At 69.7% G+C, this 16,590-nt stretch carries 16 protein-coding genes; 8 read left to right on the top strand and 8 right to left on the bottom strand.

Annotation, left to right across the window (positions count from 1 at the left end):
* Positions 1-112 precede the first annotated feature (112 nt).
* The 4 genes from KME79_RS25030 to KME79_RS25045 are packed head-to-tail and all read left to right on the top strand — an operon-like array spanning position 113 to position 4,647.
* On the top strand, positions 113-3,241 hold the full coding sequence (locus tag KME79_RS25030; protein ID WP_219546580.1) for a sensor histidine kinase: 3,129 nt from the start codon (positions 113-115) through the stop codon (positions 3,239-3,241).
* On the top strand, positions 3,238-3,660 hold the full coding sequence (locus KME79_RS25035) for a roadblock/LC7 domain-containing protein (protein WP_148033796.1): 423 nt from the start codon (positions 3,238-3,240) through the stop codon (positions 3,658-3,660). Before KME79_RS25030 ends, KME79_RS25035 begins: the two co-directional genes overlap by 4 nt.
* Positions 3,661-3,680: 20 nt before the next feature.
* Positions 3,681-4,088 carry a DUF742 domain-containing protein gene (locus tag KME79_RS25040; RefSeq protein WP_246640375.1) on the top strand — a complete coding sequence of 136 codons (408 nt, stop codon included), beginning with the start codon at positions 3,681-3,683 and terminating at the stop codon, positions 4,086-4,088.
* Complete coding sequence (locus KME79_RS25045) at positions 4,069-4,647, top strand: GTP-binding protein (protein ID WP_148033795.1); 579 nt, start codon at positions 4,069-4,071, stop codon at positions 4,645-4,647. The genes KME79_RS25040 and KME79_RS25045 overlap by 20 nt, the downstream gene beginning before the upstream one ends.
* Before the next feature lie 72 nt (positions 4,648-4,719).
* Here the strand turns inward: KME79_RS25045 and KME79_RS25050 are convergent, their stop codons facing one another.
* The 4 genes from KME79_RS25050 to KME79_RS25065 form a co-directional block, all read right to left on the bottom strand.
* Complete coding sequence (locus KME79_RS25050; protein ID WP_187281345.1) at positions 4,720-5,493, bottom strand: ABC transporter ATP-binding protein; 774 nt, start codon at positions 5,491-5,493, stop codon at positions 4,720-4,722.
* A 95-nt stretch (positions 5,494-5,588) separates the two neighbouring features.
* Positions 5,589-6,386 (bottom strand): ABC transporter permease, encoded by a 798-nt coding sequence (locus tag KME79_RS25055; RefSeq protein WP_219546581.1) that lies wholly within the window; start codon positions 6,384-6,386, stop codon positions 5,589-5,591.
* Positions 6,383-7,129, bottom strand: coding sequence for an ABC transporter permease (locus tag KME79_RS25060; protein ID WP_308249041.1), 747 nt, complete (start codon positions 7,127-7,129; stop codon positions 6,383-6,385). The genes KME79_RS25055 and KME79_RS25060 overlap by 4 nt, the downstream gene beginning before the upstream one ends.
* Before the next feature lie 62 nt (positions 7,130-7,191).
* Entirely contained in the window at positions 7,192-8,193 is a 1,002-nt protein-coding gene (locus tag KME79_RS25065) for an ABC transporter substrate-binding protein (RefSeq protein ID WP_187281344.1), read from the bottom strand.
* Positions 8,194-8,788: 595 nt separating this feature from the next.
* Here KME79_RS25065 and KME79_RS25070 point away from each other — a divergent pair.
* The 4 genes from KME79_RS25070 (at position 8,789) to KME79_RS25085 (ending at position 12,915) form a co-directional block, all read left to right on the top strand.
* Positions 8,789-11,521: a sensor histidine kinase gene (locus tag KME79_RS25070; RefSeq protein WP_187281343.1), complete on the top strand. Its 2,733-nt coding sequence runs from the start codon at positions 8,789-8,791 to the stop codon at positions 11,519-11,521.
* On the top strand, positions 11,518-11,940 hold the full coding sequence (locus KME79_RS25075; RefSeq protein WP_148033790.1) for a roadblock/LC7 domain-containing protein: 423 nt from the start codon (positions 11,518-11,520) through the stop codon (positions 11,938-11,940). Before KME79_RS25070 ends, KME79_RS25075 begins: the two co-directional genes overlap by 4 nt.
* Positions 11,941-12,023: 83 nt before the next feature.
* Positions 12,024-12,347 (top strand): DUF742 domain-containing protein, encoded by a 324-nt coding sequence (locus tag KME79_RS25080; protein WP_148034881.1) that lies wholly within the window; start codon positions 12,024-12,026, stop codon positions 12,345-12,347.
* Positions 12,348-12,354: 7 nt separating this feature from the next.
* On the top strand, positions 12,355-12,915 hold the full coding sequence (locus KME79_RS25085) for a GTP-binding protein (protein ID WP_148033789.1): 561 nt from the start codon (positions 12,355-12,357) through the stop codon (positions 12,913-12,915).
* Here KME79_RS25085 and KME79_RS25090 read toward each other — a convergent pair.
* Genes KME79_RS25090 through KME79_RS25105 form a run of 4 tightly spaced genes read right to left on the bottom strand, consistent with a single transcriptional unit; the run spans position 12,912 to position 16,483 of the window.
* The gene (locus tag KME79_RS25090) at positions 12,912-13,916 is read right to left on the bottom strand and encodes a methyltransferase (RefSeq protein WP_148033788.1); all 1,005 of its coding nucleotides are present in this window, start codon (positions 13,914-13,916) and stop codon (positions 12,912-12,914) included. The genes KME79_RS25085 and KME79_RS25090 overlap by 4 nt on opposite strands.
* 25 nt (positions 13,917-13,941) lie before the next feature.
* Positions 13,942-14,724 carry an ABC transporter permease gene (locus KME79_RS25095; protein ID WP_219546583.1) on the bottom strand — a complete coding sequence of 261 codons (783 nt, stop codon included), beginning with the start codon at positions 14,722-14,724 and terminating at the stop codon, positions 13,942-13,944.
* Positions 14,721-15,497, bottom strand: coding sequence for an ABC transporter permease (locus KME79_RS25100; RefSeq protein ID WP_148033786.1), 777 nt, complete (start codon positions 15,495-15,497; stop codon positions 14,721-14,723). The genes KME79_RS25095 and KME79_RS25100 overlap by 4 nt, the downstream gene beginning before the upstream one ends.
* Positions 15,494-16,483, bottom strand: coding sequence for an ABC transporter substrate-binding protein (locus tag KME79_RS25105; RefSeq protein WP_246640377.1), 990 nt, complete (start codon positions 16,481-16,483; stop codon positions 15,494-15,496). Before KME79_RS25105 ends, KME79_RS25100 begins: the two co-directional genes overlap by 4 nt.
* Positions 16,484-16,590 lie beyond the last annotated feature (107 nt).

The following is a 16,590-nucleotide window of genomic DNA, read 5'->3' on the forward strand; positions in this document are numbered from 1 at the left end:
TTCTTCGAGCACGTAAGGCGAGAGGTAGCGAGAGTCAGTGAGGACGGAAAACCCCAAGCACACGAGGCCGGGGGACAACACAGGCGGACGTTTCCGGCTGGCGAACTGGCGCGTGCGCTCGAGGCTGGTAGCACTGATCCTCATCCCCACGGTCGTGGGTGTGCTGCTCGCCGGTTTGCAGCTCGCGAGCGCGATCAACACGAGCACCGAGTATCGGCGCCTCACCGAGGTGGCCGAGCTGGCGCAGCGCGTCGGAGCGCTCGCCCACGAGCTGGGCAAGGAGCGCACGCTCACCGCCTGGTACATCGCCGACCGCCGTCGTGCGGGGCGTCTCGCCCAGTTGCGTACCCAGCGTGGAACGGTCGATAACGCCAAAAAGCGGGTAATTGAGGCGGCAGGTGCGATCGACGACAGCCACGCCGCCCGCGTGCGCGCCGACGTCGACGGCATCCTGCGCTGGCTGAACGGCCTCGACGGCCTGCGTGACTCGATGACCGCCCAGAACGTCCCGCCCCGCGCGTCCATCAGCACCTTCACCGACATGATCGGGGTGCTCGCCAACCTGCAGAACGACCTCGGTGAGGGCATCGCCGACGACGGGCTCCAGGGTGACGCGGCCGCGCTGACGGCGCTGCAGCGGGCCAAGGAAGAGGTCTCCCGCCAGCAGGGCATCCTGGTCGTCGCCCTGGTCGAGCGGAAGCTGGACTACGACGACCTGTCCGACTTCCTGGGCTCCTGGAACCGGCAGCAGTCGGAGCTCGACAGCTTCACGCAGGAGGCGCGCACCGCCGACCAGGCCGCCTACCGGCAGGCCATGCGCGGCCCGGAGATCGACCGCGCCGATGCGATGCGCCAGCGGGCGCTGGCCCAGCTGCGCGAGTACTCCACCATCAGGGACCTCGACATCACCACCCGGCGTGACCTCAGCCTCTGGTACGAGAGCACGACGCTGGCGGGCAACGCCATGCGCAAGGTCGAGGACAGCCTGGCCACCAGGGTCGTGACCCAGACCAGGGAGCTGAGCGACGCCGAGCAGCGCAACGCGATCATCTCCGGCGCGACCATCCTGATCCTGCTGCTCCTCGTCCTGGTGATCACCAGCCGGGTAGCCGGTTCGCTGGTCCGCCCGCTGCGCCGGCTGCGCGCCGAGGCGCTCCAGGTGGCCACCACCCGGCTGCCGGAGACGGTCCGCATCCTCCGCGAGGGTGGCGAGGGCGCCCAGATCCCCGAGGTCCCGTCGATCGGCGTCAACACCCGCGACGAGATCGGGGAAGTGGCCCGGGCCTTCGACGAGGTCCACCGCGAGGCGATCCGGCTGGCCGGCGACGAGGCCAAGCTGCGCGCCAACGTCAACGCGATGTTCGTCAACCTCTCCCGCCGCAGCCAGACTCTGGTCGAACGGCAGCTGCAGCTCATCGAGGGCCTGGAGCAGGGCGAGGAGGACGAGCAGCGGCTCGCCAACCTGTTCCGCCTGGACCACCTCGCCACCCGCATGCGCCGCAACAGCGAGAACCTCCTGGTCCTCGCCGGCCAGGAGGCCGCGCGGAAGTGGAGCGAGCCGGTGCCGCTGGTCGACGTGGCCCGCGCCTCGCTGTCCGAGGTCGAGAACTACGAGCGCGTCCAGATCCAGATCCCGTCCGGCATCCAGGTCGCCGGCCCGGCGGTCACCGACACCGTCCACCTGCTGGCCGAGCTGATCGAGAACGCCATCTCGTTCTCGCCGCGCGAGAGCAAGGTGCAGGTCAGCAGCCAGACCGCCGAGGGCGGCGTGCTGGTGACCATCAACGACCAGGGCATCGGCATGAGCCCCGAGGAACTGGGCGAGGCAAACTGGCGGCTGGCCAACCCGCCGGTCGTGGACGTCGCCGTCTCGCGGCGCATGGGCCTGTTCGTGGTCGGCCGCCTGGCTCTGCGCCACGGCGTCCGCGTCCAGCTCAAGCAGCGCGAGCGCGGCGGCCTGAGCGCGATGGTGCTGCTGCCCGCGACGCTGCTCATCGGCGGGCAGGGCTCGGTGCCGCACCAGCGCTCCCAGTACGACGCGTTCACCAGCTTCGACCCGTCCCAGTTCGACTCCGCCGCCGCGGCGGCCAACGGCTCGGTCTTCCCCGCCCCGTCGTCCCTGTCCATGGAGACGAAGGACGTCCGGGGAAGCGACAGCGCGCCGCTCGACACCCAGTGGCCGGGCACGATCCCGGCGCCCGGTGGCGAGGGCTGGCCGTCCTACCCCGAGCCCGGCAAGCAGGACTGGCCGCCGTTCACCGAGCAGCCCGCCGCCGGCCAGCAGGGCGAGCCCCGCTGGCCGTCCTTCGCCGAGCAGCCGCCGGTCAACTCCGACGACTCCCGCTGGCCGTCGTTCGCCGACCAGCCGCCGCCGGCCAAGGCCGAGGAGCCGCGCTGGCCGTCCTTCGCCGACGAGCCGCCCGCGCAGCAGGACCAGCCGCGCTGGCCCTCGTTCGCCGAGGACCCCGCGGCGCGGCGCGACGAGGCCCAGTGGCCGTCCTTCGCCACGGAGCCGCCGCCGCAGCGGGAGGAGCCGCGCTGGGGATCCTTCGGCGACCCGGCCCCGCAGGCGCCCTTCGGGGCGGAGCCGAGCCAGCCCTTCGGCGCGGAGTCGAACTCGTTCGGCGACCAGCGCTGGCCCTCCTTCGCGGAGACGGTCAAGGCCGCCCAGTCCTACCCGTCGAACGGCAGCGCCGACCCGTTCGGGCCCGGCGAGTACTCCTCTCAGGACCTGACCGGCCCGCTTCCCGCGGTGCGCAACTCGCCGATGGAGGAGCAGGGCGAGGAGTTCCTGCCGATCTTCTCCTCCGTCGGCTCCGACTGGTTCCGCCGGCCCGAGTCCGAGCAGAGCGCGGAGCCTGAGCTCCGGGCCGCCGCTCCGGTGGAGGAGGCGGAGACGGCGCAGCACGCGGCGGTGACCGACCGTCCGGTGCTGCCGCAGCGCACTCCGGGTCAGTCGGGCGCGGGCGCGTCGTGGTCCTCTCCCGCCGACAGCGGCTGGCAGGCCGCGCAGGCCGCCGCCCAGCCCGCGCAGGGCGGCACCACGTCGTCCGGCCTGCCGCGCCGCGTGCCCAAGGCCAACCTGGTCCCCGGTACGGCGAGCCTCGCCGAACCTGCGGTCACCTCGCCCGCTCCGCAGATCTCGCCCGAGCGGCTGCGGAGCCGGCTGTCGAGTTTCCAGCAAGGTGTACGGCAAGGCCGCGCGTTCACCCGCGGAGATGTGAATGAGGAGGAGCAATGAGAGAGTTGAGCCAGGGAGCGCGTGGCATCAACTGGCTGATCACTGATTTCGTCAACAACGTGCCCGGCGTCGCGCACACCGTCGTGGTGTCGGCCGACGGCCTGCCGTTGGCCTACTCCGAGGGCTTTCCCAAGGACCGGGCCGACCAGCTCGCCGCGGTGGCCTCGGGCGTGATCAGCCTGACCCAGGGCGCCGCCCGGGTTTTCGAGGGCGGGATGGTGACCCAGACCGTCATCGAGATGCAACGCGGACTGTTGATGATCATGTCGATCAGCGACGGCTCCTGTTTGGCGGTTCTGGCCGCACCCGACTGTGACATGGGCCTGGTGGCCTATCAGATGACGCTGTTGGTCGAGCGTGCGGGGCAGGTGCTGACGCCTGCCGTACGCGCTGAACTGCAGGCGGCCCGCCCCCGCTAGCCGGGCGGTGACAGGAGATCATGGTGTCAGGTCAGGGTTGGGCTGGTGATAGCAATACTCCGCCGCATCCGTCGGCTCCCCGTCCGCCGAAGTCCAGCTCCCTGGTCCGGCCGTACGCCGTGACCGGGGGGCGAACCGCCCCGCGGATGAAGTTCGCCATGGAGGCGCTGGTGTCCTCCGTGACGTCCGAATACCAAGACATTTCAATGCTGAGTCCGGAATATCAGGCGATCATTCAGCTGACTCGGAACGTCCGGTCAGTTGCCGAGATCTCCGCCCTCTTGAAGCAACCTCTGGGGGTGGTCCGGGTGCTGATCGCCGACATGGCGTCAGAAGGCCTGATCCGCGTGCACCAGCCTGCCCTGGACGCGGGCAAGCCGGACCTCAACCTGCTGGAAAGGGTGCTCAGTGGACTTCGCAGGCTCTAGCGCCGGGCTCACCTCGACGAAGATCGTCGTGGCGGGCGGGTTCGGCGTGGGCAAGACGACGTTCGTGAAAGCGGTGTCCGAAATCCTGCCGCTCACCACGGAGGCGGTGATGACGGACGCGTCGGCCGGTGTGGACGACGTCTCGCTCACCCCCAACAAGACGACCACCACGGTGGCCATGGACTTCGGCCGCGTGTCGCTGGACCGGGAGCTGATCCTCTACCTGTTCGGCACGCCCGGTCAGCACCGGTTCTGGTTCATGTGGGACGACCTCGTACGCGGCGCCATCGGCGCGGTCGTGCTGCTCGACACCCGCCGGCTGGCGGACAGCTTCCCCGCGATCGACTACTTCGAAGAGGCCAAGCTGCCGTTCGTCATCGGCATCAACGGCTGGGACGGGCAGTTCGCCCACTCGGAGGACGAGGTGCGCGAGGCGCTGTCGATCGGCCCGCAGACCCCGATCGTGCGGCTGGACGCCCGCGTCAGGGACTCGGTCAAGGCCACCCTGATCGCGCTGGTCGAGCACGCGCTGTCCCGCCACATGCACGCCCCCGCCTGATCCGGACGGGAGAACGGCCGCCGCCGCGTTCCGGCGGCGGCCGCCGTGTGTCTCCGGCGCGCCCCCGGGAGGTCAGTGGGCCACCGGCTGGCCGCGGACCAGGCGGCCCACTTCGGCACGCAGGTGGACGAAGTCGGGGTGCTCGCGGGTGTTGATCTGGTCGCGCGGCGACGGCAGGTCCACCTGGAGGTCGGCGACGACGTGCGCGGGCGCCTTGGAGAGCACCACCACGCGGTCGCCCACGTACACGCTCTCGTCGATGTCGTGGGTGATCAGCACGATCGTCATCTTGTGATGCCCGCGCACCTTGAGCACGAGGTCCTCAAGGTCCTCGCGGGTCTGCGCGTCGACCGAGCCGAACGGCTCGTCCATGAGCATCAGCGTGGGCCGGTAGGCCAGCGCGCGGGCGATCGCCACCCGCTGCTGCATGCCGCCGGAGAGCTGGAACGGGTACTTGCGGCCCGCGCCGGACAGTCCCACCGACTCCAGCGCCTCGGCCGCGGCCTCGCGGCGGCGCTTCTTGTCCATGTTCTTGCGGCGCAGCGGCAGCGCCACGTTGTCGGCCACCGACATCCAGGGGAACAGGGACCGGCTGTAGTCCTGGAACACCACGGCGAGGTTGTCGGGGGTCTGCCTGACCAGCTCTCCGTCGACCTTGATGCGGCCGCCGGTCGGGGTGATCAAGCCGGCGATGGACCGCAGGAGGGTGGACTTGCCGCAGCCGGAGGGGCCCACGATGCACAGTAACTCGCCCTCGGCCACGCTCAGGTTGAGCTGGTCGATGGCGTGGTGCGCGCTGGGCCCGCCGCCGCCGTAGATGTGGGTGAGGTTCTCTATCTCAAGCAAGGCGATTGTCCTAAAAGGGGGCGAATCCAGAGATAACACGGCGACTCTACCGAAGGCCAGATTGGTTGCACATGGTAACGCCGCACAGGTTCATGTCAGGCGCCCGCCGTCTCGCGGGCGTGATGCCAGCCCAGCACACGGCGCTCGACGACCAGGAACACCTCGTTCAGCAGATAGCCCAGGACGCCCAGGAGCACGATCCCGGCCCACATCGCCGGCAGGTTGAACATCGAGTACGCGACCGTCAGCTGGAAGCCGATGCCGTTCGTGGTGCCGGGCAGCAGCTCGGCGAAGACGGTGACGATCAGTGACAGCGACAGGGCCAGCCGCAGCCCGGCGAACACCTTCGGCAGCGCGGCGGGCAGCACGATGCGCAGCACCCGTTCCCGGCGCGACAGCCGGAAGGCCCGCCCGGTCTCCAGGTAGAGCGGCTCCACCGCGCGGGCGCCGTCGGCGGTGTTGAGCAGCACCGGCCAGATGATGCTGAACATGATGAAGGCGAGCTGCATCCGCATCCCGAAGCCGAACACCACGAGGAACACCGTCACCAGCGCCGGCGGCGGGATCGCCCGCAGGAACTGCAGCACGCCGTCGAGATAGTCGTAGGCCCTGGAGGACAGCCCGAGCGCCAGCCCGAGCAGGATCCCGGCGGTGGCGCCGCCGGCCAGCCCACCCGCCATCCTGCCCAGGCTCGGCAGGATGTCCGCCACGGCCTGGTCGGTCAGGAACAGCCTGCCGGGCGGCCCGGAGAACCACAGGGCGTGCATCCGGGTCACGATCGTGGACGGCGGCGGGAAGAACGCGCTGCCCGCGGCCCTGGTCGCGACCTCCCAGAGGATCACGAGCACGATCAGCAGCGGCCACCGGAGCAGCGCCCCGCCCAACCTGGTCATGAGCCGCCTCCCACGCGTGTGTGATGCCACCGGAACAGCCGCCGCTCGGCCGCCACCAGCAGGGCGTTGACCACCACGCCGAACAGCCCCACCCAGACGACCCCGGCGAGGATGTCGTCCATCCGGGCCGGCACCGCGATGCCGGCGAAGTAGATGAACACGCCGATGCCCTCGCCCCGCCCGGCCACGATCTCGGTGCTGACGGTCAGGATGAGCGCCACCCCGGTGGCCAGCCGGAAGCCGGTCATGATGAACGGCGCCGCCGAGGGCAGCGACACCCACCACAGCACCGAGAGACGGCCGAAGCCGTAGGAGCGCAGGGACTCCCTGGCCACCGGGTCCACGCCGCGCAACCCGTACATCGTGTTGTAGAGGATGGGCCAGACGGCGGCGTAGATCACCAGCGTGACGCGCAGCTGCAGGCCGGTCCCGATGAGCAGCGCCACCAGCGGGATGAGCGCCACGGACGGGATGGGCCGCAGGAACTCCACGATCGCCCGCGTCGCCGCGTCGATCACCGGGACGCTGCCGAACAGCACGCCGAGCGGCACCGCGACCAGCGCCGCCACGGCCAGCCCGATCGCCCACGCGAGCACGCTCGTGCCCGCGTGCGCGCGGAAGCCCTCGTCGAACAGCAGGGCTGCGGCGCGCTGGAGGATCTCCGAGGCGGGCGGCAGGAACTCGGCCAGGCCGGCCCGCCCCGCGATCTCCACCAGCGCGGCGAACGCGAGCGCTCCCGTCACGCGGCGCGCCCACCGGGAGGACCGGGGACGCGCCAGAGGCGAGCGGGTGAGTACGGGGGCGTTCACCCCGAGGTGGTGGGCGACATCAGCGACGCGACGTCGATGTCCTTGCCGAGCCATCCGGCCTCGACCATCCAGTCGGCCACCCGCTGCAGCCGCACCGGGTTGTCGGAGCTGGAGAAGTACGGGAACGTGACGGTGGCGGCGGTCGCCTTCTCGATCTGGGTGAAGTTGGGCAGCACGTCGACGACGAGCTCGCGGTTGGACTCCATCATCTTGGCCGCGGCGTGCAGCGCGCGCTGGAAGGCGGCGGCCGTGTTCGGGTTCTTCTCGTACCATTCCTGGGTGCTGACGTAGCCCGAGATGGGGAACTCGGCGGCCGGGCCGGACGCCGGGTCGAGAATCTTACGGGCGCCCATCTGGGAGGTCGCCGCGGTCACCATGGGCTCACCCAGGTAAGCCGCGTCGATCTGGCCCTTCTGCCAGGCCGGCATGATGTTCTGGAACGTCACCTGGACGTATTTGATCTTTTTCGGATCGACATTATTTGCTTTTAGGACCTGGGTCAGCGCGAGCTCCTGGAAATTGTGCAGGACGTTCACGTTGATCGTCTTGCCTTCGAGGTCCTTGGCCGACCTGATCGGCGAATCAGGCAAAGCCATCACACTCAGGGAATCCGGGGCCGCGCGAGAGCCCTCGGCCAGGATCCGCAGCTTCAGCGCGCCCTGGTCGTGGGCCTGGAACATGGACACGTAATTGCCGAACATGGCGTCGATCTCGCCATTCAGGAGCATGGGAATGGCCTCGGGGGACGACTGCACGATCTGCGGCGTGACCTTGAGCCCCTCCTTCTCGAACAGTTTCTGGTCGATGGCCACGTACAGGGCGGCCGTGTCGATGGCCGGCAGGCCGACGACCTTGATCTCGGTCTTCTCCAGGCCGCCGTTGGCGGCAGCGGTTGAGGTCGGCGCGCTGGTCGTGGTGCTGTCACCGCTGCACGCGGTGATTCCCAGCGCCAGGACCAGCCCGATGACGGCGGCCCTGCTAGGACGGCCAAGCCTCATGTCTGGGACTCCCTTCGCACGGTTAGACGGAGCCTGAAGGTAGGGGGGTGGTCTGTTTCTCGCGGGAGGTGCGCCTGGACACGCAACAAGCACTGACGGTAGCACCAGATGGCGCTCCATCATCGCGAAAATAACACTTATGGTTGCATTGCCGGTTTGACGTTCTATCGTGGTGATTGGCTTGAACAATTAACAATCTTCGTGCTTTCGCCTGCCTTGACTGGGGTTGAGGGGCTCGGGTCGGGCGGTGAAGGAGGTGATGGGTGGGTTCCCGATACTGGTGATGCGTTCGATGATCGGCCAATACGAGCTGTGAGTCGGCTGCCCTCATTTCTCATGACGTGATGGGCGGTCTGGTGACCGTGTCGCGATATCGGGGACGATTAGGCGCCCCGTGCTCGAAATGGCCCTCATCTCGATAGTCAATGAGCCCCCACCCGCAATGGTCATCGAGATTCCCCGTCCGGGGCGAGAGGTTGCGAAGGCAGTGAGTAAGCAGGGTGCTGTAGCTTCCGTTGACCGCGAACCGCACGGCCACCAGGACCGACACCGGACCAGACCTTTCCCGAGCAGATTCCGTCTGGGCAACTGGCACGTGCGATCGCGCCTGGTCGCGCTCATCGCGGTGCCCACGGCCGTGGGCGTCGCCCTGGGCGGCCTGAACGTGATCACCTCGCTCCAGGACGCGAACACGTACCAGACCCTGCGCGAGGTCGCCGAGCTGAGCGAGTCGCTCGGCGCGGTCTCCCACGCGCTCGCCGCCGAGCGGGACGAGACCGCTCTCTACATCGCCCAGGGCAGGCCCGACGTGCGCGAGCCGCAGCTGCGCGGCATCCACAACGAGGTCGACGACCTCATCGCGGACGTCAGGCAGCGCGCCACCGCCGTGAACGACACCCACGGCGACGCCGTCCGCCCGGTGCTGCGCAGGCTGGAGGAGATCCGGGCGCTGCGCGACACCGCCGTCGAGGGCAAGATCCAGCCGTTGCCGACGATCGTCAAGTACTCCCAGATCAACGCGGGCATCCTGCAGTTCCACGACCAGCTCGGCCAGGTCGCCGTCGACGACGTGGTCGCGCACACCGCGGGCGCCATGGCGGCGATCGCGCGGGCCAAGGAGCAGGCGTCCAGGCAGCGCGGCATCCTGGCCAGCGCGCTGGACAAGAAGAGCTTCGACGCCGGCGAGCTGGACTCCCTCACCACGTCCAAGGCGCGGGAGGAGAGCGAGGAGACGCTCTTCGCCACGCTGGCGACGCAGGACCAGCTCGAACTCTTCCGCAACGTGGTCGTGGGCCAGGACATCGACCAGACTGACCTGTTCCGGTTGCGGGCCATCGCGCAGTCGGCGCAGAACCGGCCGCTGAGCATCGGCACCGACCCGGCCAAGGACGTCGCCACCTGGTTCGACGTGAGCTCCGGCAAGATCGAGGCGATGCGGAAGGTGGAGACCTCGCTGTCCTCCTCCCTCATCCTGCGCGCCCGCGCGCTGGAGGACGGCGCCAACAGGGCCGCGCTGATCTCGGCCGGGCTCATCATGATCCTGCTGCTCGTGGTGCTCGCCGTCATCACGCTCATCGCCCGCTCCCTGATCAGGCCGCTGCGGAGGCTGCGCCGAGAGGCGCTGGACGTGGCCAACCACCGCCTGCCGGAGACCGTGCGCACGCTGCGCGACAGCGGTGACGCGACGCCCGCCCCCGTCGCGCCGATCGGGGTCAAGACCGAGGACGAGATCGGCGAGGTGGCGCGGGCGTTCGACGAGGTGCACCGGGAAGCGGTGCGGCTGGCGGGCGAGGAGGCGCGGCTGCGCGCCAACGTCAACGCGATGTTCGTGAACCTGTCGCGGCGCAGCCAGACGCTGGTCGAGCGGCAGATCACCCTGATCGACGGCCTGGAGCAGGGCGAGCAGGACGAGCAGCGGCTGGCCAACCTGTTCAAGCTGGACCACCTGGCCACCCGCATGCGCCGCAACTCCGAGAACCTGCTGGTCCTCGCCGGTCAGGACCCGCCCCGCCGGTGGAGCCAGCCCGTCAAGATGGTCGACGTGGCCCGCGCCTCGCTGTCGGAGGTGGAGGGATACGAGCGGGTGGTGCTCCAGGTCCCCGACGGGGTGTCGATCGCCGGTCAGGCCGTCAACGACGTGATCCACCTGCTGGCCGAGCTGGTGGAGAACGCGCTGTCCTTCTCCCCGCGCGAGACCCGCGTGACGCTCTCGGGCAGCCGGATCGACGGCGGCGGCGTGATGCTGTCGATCACCGACTCGGGCATCGGCATGACCCAGGAAGAGCTCGCCCAGGCCAACGAACGGCTGACGGACACGCCCGGCATGGACGTCGCGGTCTCGCGCCGCATGGGCCTGTACGTGGTGGCCAGGCTGGCGCACCGGCACGGCGTCCGGGTGCAGTTGCGCCCGCACGCCTCGGGCGGGCTGACCGCGATGGTGCTCATCCCCGAGTCGCTGCTCGCCCAGTCGGCCGCCCTCGCGGGCGCGTCCGGCGGCCAGGGCGACGCGTACACCGGGCCCCAGCCCGCGCCGATGCCGCTCAACGTCTTCCCGATGGGCCCCGGACACCCCTCCTTCCCAGGCCCCGACGTCGGAGCGGACGGCGCCGGCTCCGTCTGGCCGGCCCCGCCGTGGCCGCCGGACGGAAGCTGGCCGGAGCCCAGCCGGGGCGGCGGCGGGTCGTACGAGACCAACGACTGGGTGCCCCCGCGCACCCCCGGATGGAACGGCGGCAACCCGCCGATGCCCCGCCGTGGCATGCCCGACCAGCGGCAGCCCATGGGCTACGCGTACGGCGAGCGCATCGACCCGCCGGAGCGGCCGAAGTACGAGTTCCCCGGCAGCGAGCCGTCCACCGGCCCGCTCCCGGCCGTCGGCCCCGGCTCCTCCGGCAGCGGGGACGACTACCTGCCGATCTACGCCGCGGTGGAGTCGGCCTGGTTCGAGCGCGGCGGTTCGAGCTGGAGCTCGTCGAAGGCGGACGAGGGCTGGTCGGCGGCGCAGGCGGCCGTGGAGCCGGTACGCGACGGCTCGACCGCGGCCGGGCTGCCCAAGCGGGTGCCCAGGGCGAACCTGGTGCCCGGCTCGGCCGAGACCGCGTCGGCGCCCAAGGGCGTCATGCCGGTGCCCGCCGTCTCGCCGGATCGGACCCGCTCCCGGCTGTCGAGCTTCCAGCAGGGCTTCCGCGCGGCGCGCGACGACATCAACGGCGGCCGGACACCGGCGAACACGCCCCCGCCCGGCCCGGCCTTCGGCGGGAACGCGTCCGGAGGGAACACCTTCGGCGGCATCAACGGCAGGAACGACGACACAGGCGAGGACCTATGAACGAGCTGAGCCATGCCGCACGTGGCGTGGACTGGTTGATCACCGATTTCGTCAGCACGGTGCCGGGCGTGGCGCACGCCGTGGTGGTCTCCTCCGACGGGCTGCCGCTGGCGGCCTCGTCGGGGTTCCCCGCGGACAGGGCTGATCAGCTCGCGGCCATCGCGTCCGGCCTGGTGTCGCTGACCGCGGGAGCGGCCCGGGTGTTCGAAGGCGGCGGGGTGGCGCAGACCATCGTCGAGATGCAGCGGGGGCTGATGCTCATCATGTCGGTCTCGGACGGCTCCTGCCTGGCGGTGCTGGCCGCCCCCGACTGTGACATGGGCCTGGTGGCGTACCAGATGACCTTGATGGTGGACCGGGCGGGGCAAGTGCTCACGCCCGCGGTGCGTGCGGAACTGCGCGCGGCCCAGACCAGGTGATGCGGGTGACGGATTCGCGGTGGAACAGCGGCGGCTGGGAGCAGGGCCTCCCGCCCCGATCGCAGGCCGACCCGGCGTCGCCGGTGCGGCCTTACGCGGTGACCGGCGGGCGGACGGCGCCGCGGGTCAAGCTGGCGATGGAGGCGCTGGTGTCGTCGGCCACCGCCGAACACCGGGAGTTCTCCCATATAACCCCTGAATATCAAGCGATTTCCCGATTGTGTCGTCAGGTGCGGTCGGTCGCCGAGGTGTCGGCTCTGCTGCACATCCCCCTGGGGGTGGCGCGGGTGCTGATCGCCGACATGGCGGCTGAAGGGCTCGTACGCGTGCACCAGCCGCAGCTGGATGCCGGCCGTCCGGACGTCAACTTGCTGGAAAGGGTGCTCAGTGGACTTCGCAGGCTCTAGCGGGGAATTGACCTCGACCAAAATAGTGGTGGCCGGCGGCTTCGGGGTGGGCAAGACGACGTTCGTCGGCGCCGTGTCGGAGATCATGCCGTTGACGACCGAGGCCGTGATGACCGACGCGTCGGCGGGGATCGACGACCTCGGCATGACGCCGCTGAAGTCGACCACGACCGTGGCCATGGACTTCGGGCGGGTGTCCCTGGACCGTGACCTGATCCTCTATCTGTTCGGCACGCCGGGTCAGCACCGGTTCTGGTTCATGTGGGACGACCTGGTGCGCGGCGCGATCGGGGCCGTGGTGCTGGTCGACACGCGCCGGCTCGCCGACAGCTTCCCGGCCATCGACTACTTCGAGGAGGCCCAGCTGCCCTTCATCGTGGGCGTCAACGGCTGGGACGGGCAGTATCCGCACCCCGACAGCGAGGTACGCGACGCGCTCTCGCTGGTCCCGCACATCCCGCTCATCCGCCTGGACGCGCGCTCCAAGGAATCGGTGAAGGGCGCGCTCATCCACCTGGTCGAGCACGCCCTGACCGTGCGCACCGCCGTCCCCGGCTGGAACGGCTAGGCGGGAACCGCCTCGATCACGCTGGCGGCGGCCTCCAGGCCGACGACCCTGGTCAGGGTGAGGTCCGCGCGGGCGAGCAGCGCACCGTACTCCGCCCTGCTGCGCTCGGCGCCGCCGTCGAAGACGGCGAGCATCCGCATGTCGAGGTCCTTGCCCAGGTGGGGAGCGTCGTCGTCGGGCAGCACGATCTCCAGGATCAGCACCCGGCCGGTCGGGCTCATCGCCTGGCGCACCGTGCGCAGGATCGCCACCGCGTCCTCGTCGTCCCAGTTGTGCAGCACGCTGCCGAGCAGGTAGGCGTCCCGGCCCTCCGGGACCGACCGGAAGAAGTCGCCCGGCACCAGCTCGCAGCGGCCGGCCAGACCGTCGTCCGCGAGCGCCTGCCTGGCCTGCTCGACGACGTGCTCCCGGTCGAGCAGCACTCCGCGCATCTCGGGGTTGGCCCGCAGGATCGCCGACAGGATGTGTCCCCGCCCGCCGCCCACGTCCACCAGGCTGTGCACGCCGGTGAAGTCGTAGCCTTTCACCAGGCCCTCGATGAACGGGATCGCCCTGGTCGACATGTATTCGCCGAAGATCCTGCTCGCCTCGGGGTCGGTGGCCAGGCTCTCGTAGAGAGGGCCGTAGCGGGCCGTGAGCGCCGACGATCCCGAGCGGACGGTGGCGGGCAGGTTGCCCATCGCATACCAGAGCCTCTCGTCGCCCAGCATCCGGATCGACGAGCGCAGCGAGCCGGGGACGTCCGAGCGCAGCGCGGTGCCCCGTTCGGAGAGGTCGTAACGGTCGTCTCCGGCACGCCGCACCAGGCCCATGGCCGCCAGCTCGCGCAGCACCCTGCGGAGCGCGCGCGGATCCGCCTCGCACCGCCTGGCCAGCTCGGCCGGCTCGAGCGGGCCGTGGGCCAGCTCGTCGGCCACGCCCAGCTCGGCCATGGTCAGCAGGGCCGCGAAGCGGGAAAGATCCGCCATCGCGTCCCAGATGAGGTCGTCGGAGTGACGCATGGATTCCTTTCTCGATCTCGTATCGTCATGGTCTGCGGGTGGCCTGGCGATGCCACACCAGGACCCGCCGTTCGGCCAGCACGAACAGCGCGTTCACCAGATAGCCGAGCACGCCGAGCAGCGCGATCGCCGACCAGACGCCGGCCGCGTCGAAGCTCCGCTGCGCCTGCAGCATCTGGTAGCCGATGCCGTCGGTGCCGCCGAAGATCTCCGAGAGCACCATGAGGATCAGCGCCAGCGACAGGCTCAGCCGCAGCCCGGCGAAGATCTTCGGTGACGCCGCGGGGATGACGACCACCCGCAGGTGCTGGGCCTTCGACAGCCCGAACACGGTGGCGGTCTCGGTGTAGGTGCGGTCCACCGACCGGGCGCCGTCGATGCTGTTGAGCAGCACCGGCCAGATGACGCCGAACACGATCGTGGCCAGCTGCGTCGCCAGGCCCGACTGGAACAGCACGAGGAACAGCGGCAGCAGCATCGGCGGCGGCACCGCCCGGCCGAACTCGATCAGCCCGTCCACGTACCCGGAGATGGTCCGCGAGCGCCCCAGGACCACCCCCACCACCACGCCGATCAGCGAGGCGAGGACCCAGCCGCCGAACATGCGGCCGAGGCTGGGCATGATGTTGGCGAACGCGTCATCGGTGAGGAACAGCCGGGAGGCCGGTCCGGAGAACCACAGCTCGTACATCCGCACGACGATCTCGCTGGGAGGCGGGAAGTCGTCGTCCACGTAGACGAAACGGGTGACCAGCTCCCAGGCGACTATCACCAGGGGTACGAACCAGAGCCGGTTGAGCACTTTCACGTCCGCGCCCCTCCCGTCCGCAGCCAGTGCCAGCGGAACAGGCGCCGCTCGGCCGTCTGCAACGCCAGGTTCGCCACTACGCCGAAGATCCCGGCCCACAGCGTGGCCGCCATGATCAGGTCCATCCGGTTGCCCGAGCCGGCCGCGACCGCGAACACGCCGATGCCGTTGACGCCGCCGGCCAGCAGCTCCGCGCTCACGGCCAGCACCAGCGCGATCCCGGCGGCGATCCGCACGCCGGTGGCCATGAACGGCGCGGCGCTGGGCAGGCTGACCCGGGCCAGCACCGCCAGCGGGCCGAACCCGAAGGTCCGCATCGACTCCTTGGCCAGCGGGTCGACGTCATGCATGCCGTACAGGGTGTTGATGAGGATCGGCCACAGCGACGCGTAGACGATGACCGAGACCTTCATCAGCGAGTCTTCGGGGATGAGCAGGATCGCCAGCGGGATGATCGCCACCGACGGGATCGGCCGCATGAACTCCAGCAGCGGCCGGACCGCCTGCTCCGCCCGGGGCAGCGCGCCGAGCAGCACGCCCAGCGGCACCCCGACGCCGATCGCGACCAGCAGGCCGAGCGCCCAGTTGCCGATCGTGACCAGCATTCCTTCGAGGAACTCGGGGTCCGCCAGGAGGAGCGCGGCTTCGTACAGGATCACCGACGGAGCCGGGAAGTCGAACGTCCGGGACACCCAGAGTCTGACGACCAGCTCGCCGAGAATGAGGAAGCCCGCGACGCCGATGGCGCCGCGGGTCAGTTGGGCACTTCTCATCCTGCTGCTGGGGGAGCCACGATGATCGACTTCACGTCGATCGGCTTCTCGAGGTACTTGTACTCGAGCATCAGGTCGGCGACCTTCTGCAGCCGGTCGGCGTTCAGCTCGCTCGGGTAGGTGCCGAGCGTGATCACCGAAGCGACCTCCGGCGTGATCTTCGTGTACGTCGGGACCATCGCCTCGACCTCCTTGCGGTCGCTGGAGGCGAGCGCCTGGGCCTTGGAGATCGCGCGCTGGAAGGCGGCCAGCGTCTTCGGGTGCTTCTGCGCCCACTCCTCGGTGGCCATCCAGCCGGCGATGGGCAGGTTCTCGGTCTCACCGGTCATCGTGTCGGCGAGCTTGCGGAAGCCGAGCTGGCTCTGCGTCGCGGTGATGAACGGCTCGGTGATCCAGCCGGCGTCGGCCTGGCCGCTCGCGATGGCGTTGCCCATCTCGGGGAACGGCTTCTCCGCGAATTTGACGTCGTTTTCAGTAAGACCGGCGACCTTCAGCTGCGTCGTCACGGCAAGCGTGGCGACGTTGCGCAGGTTGTTGACCAGGATGGTCTTGCCCTTGAGGTCCGCCACCGCGTTAATCGGCGAGTCCTTCGGGACCATGATGTTGAAGTTGTTTTCAGCGGCCTGGTACATGTCCGCGACGAGCTTGATCTTCTTGCCGGCCTCGACAGCGGAGAAGGTCGAGACGTAGTTCGTCATGGAGATGTCGAGTGAGCCGTTCTCGACTTGCGGGATCGCGGCCGCGCCACCGGTAATGGTGACCGGCTCGACCGTGAGGCCCTCCTCCTTGAAGTAGCCCTTGGCGTTCGCGATATAGAGCGACACGGAGTCGGGAATGGGGAGGGCTCCCACCTTGATGGTGGTCTTTTCCAGACCGTCGGCGTTGGCCGTCGTGTCGGGGGACTCGCCGCCGCTGCCACAGGCGGTAAGGGCGAGTGCGACTGCGGCGCCGACGGCAATGGCGCGACAGCGCAGGTTGCGTGTCATGGGGAAGGTCTCCTACCAGGGGGAAGCTATTGGAGCGCGGCATTCGATCGCCGGGCGTGAAGCGTACCGGAGGGGGGATCAGAGCTGAAGCCGATCCGTCTCGAATC

It is taken from the genome of Nonomuraea harbinensis (genome assembly GCF_019396385.1).
Taxonomy (GTDB): domain Bacteria; phylum Actinomycetota; class Actinomycetes; order Streptosporangiales; family Streptosporangiaceae; genus Nonomuraea; species Nonomuraea ferruginea.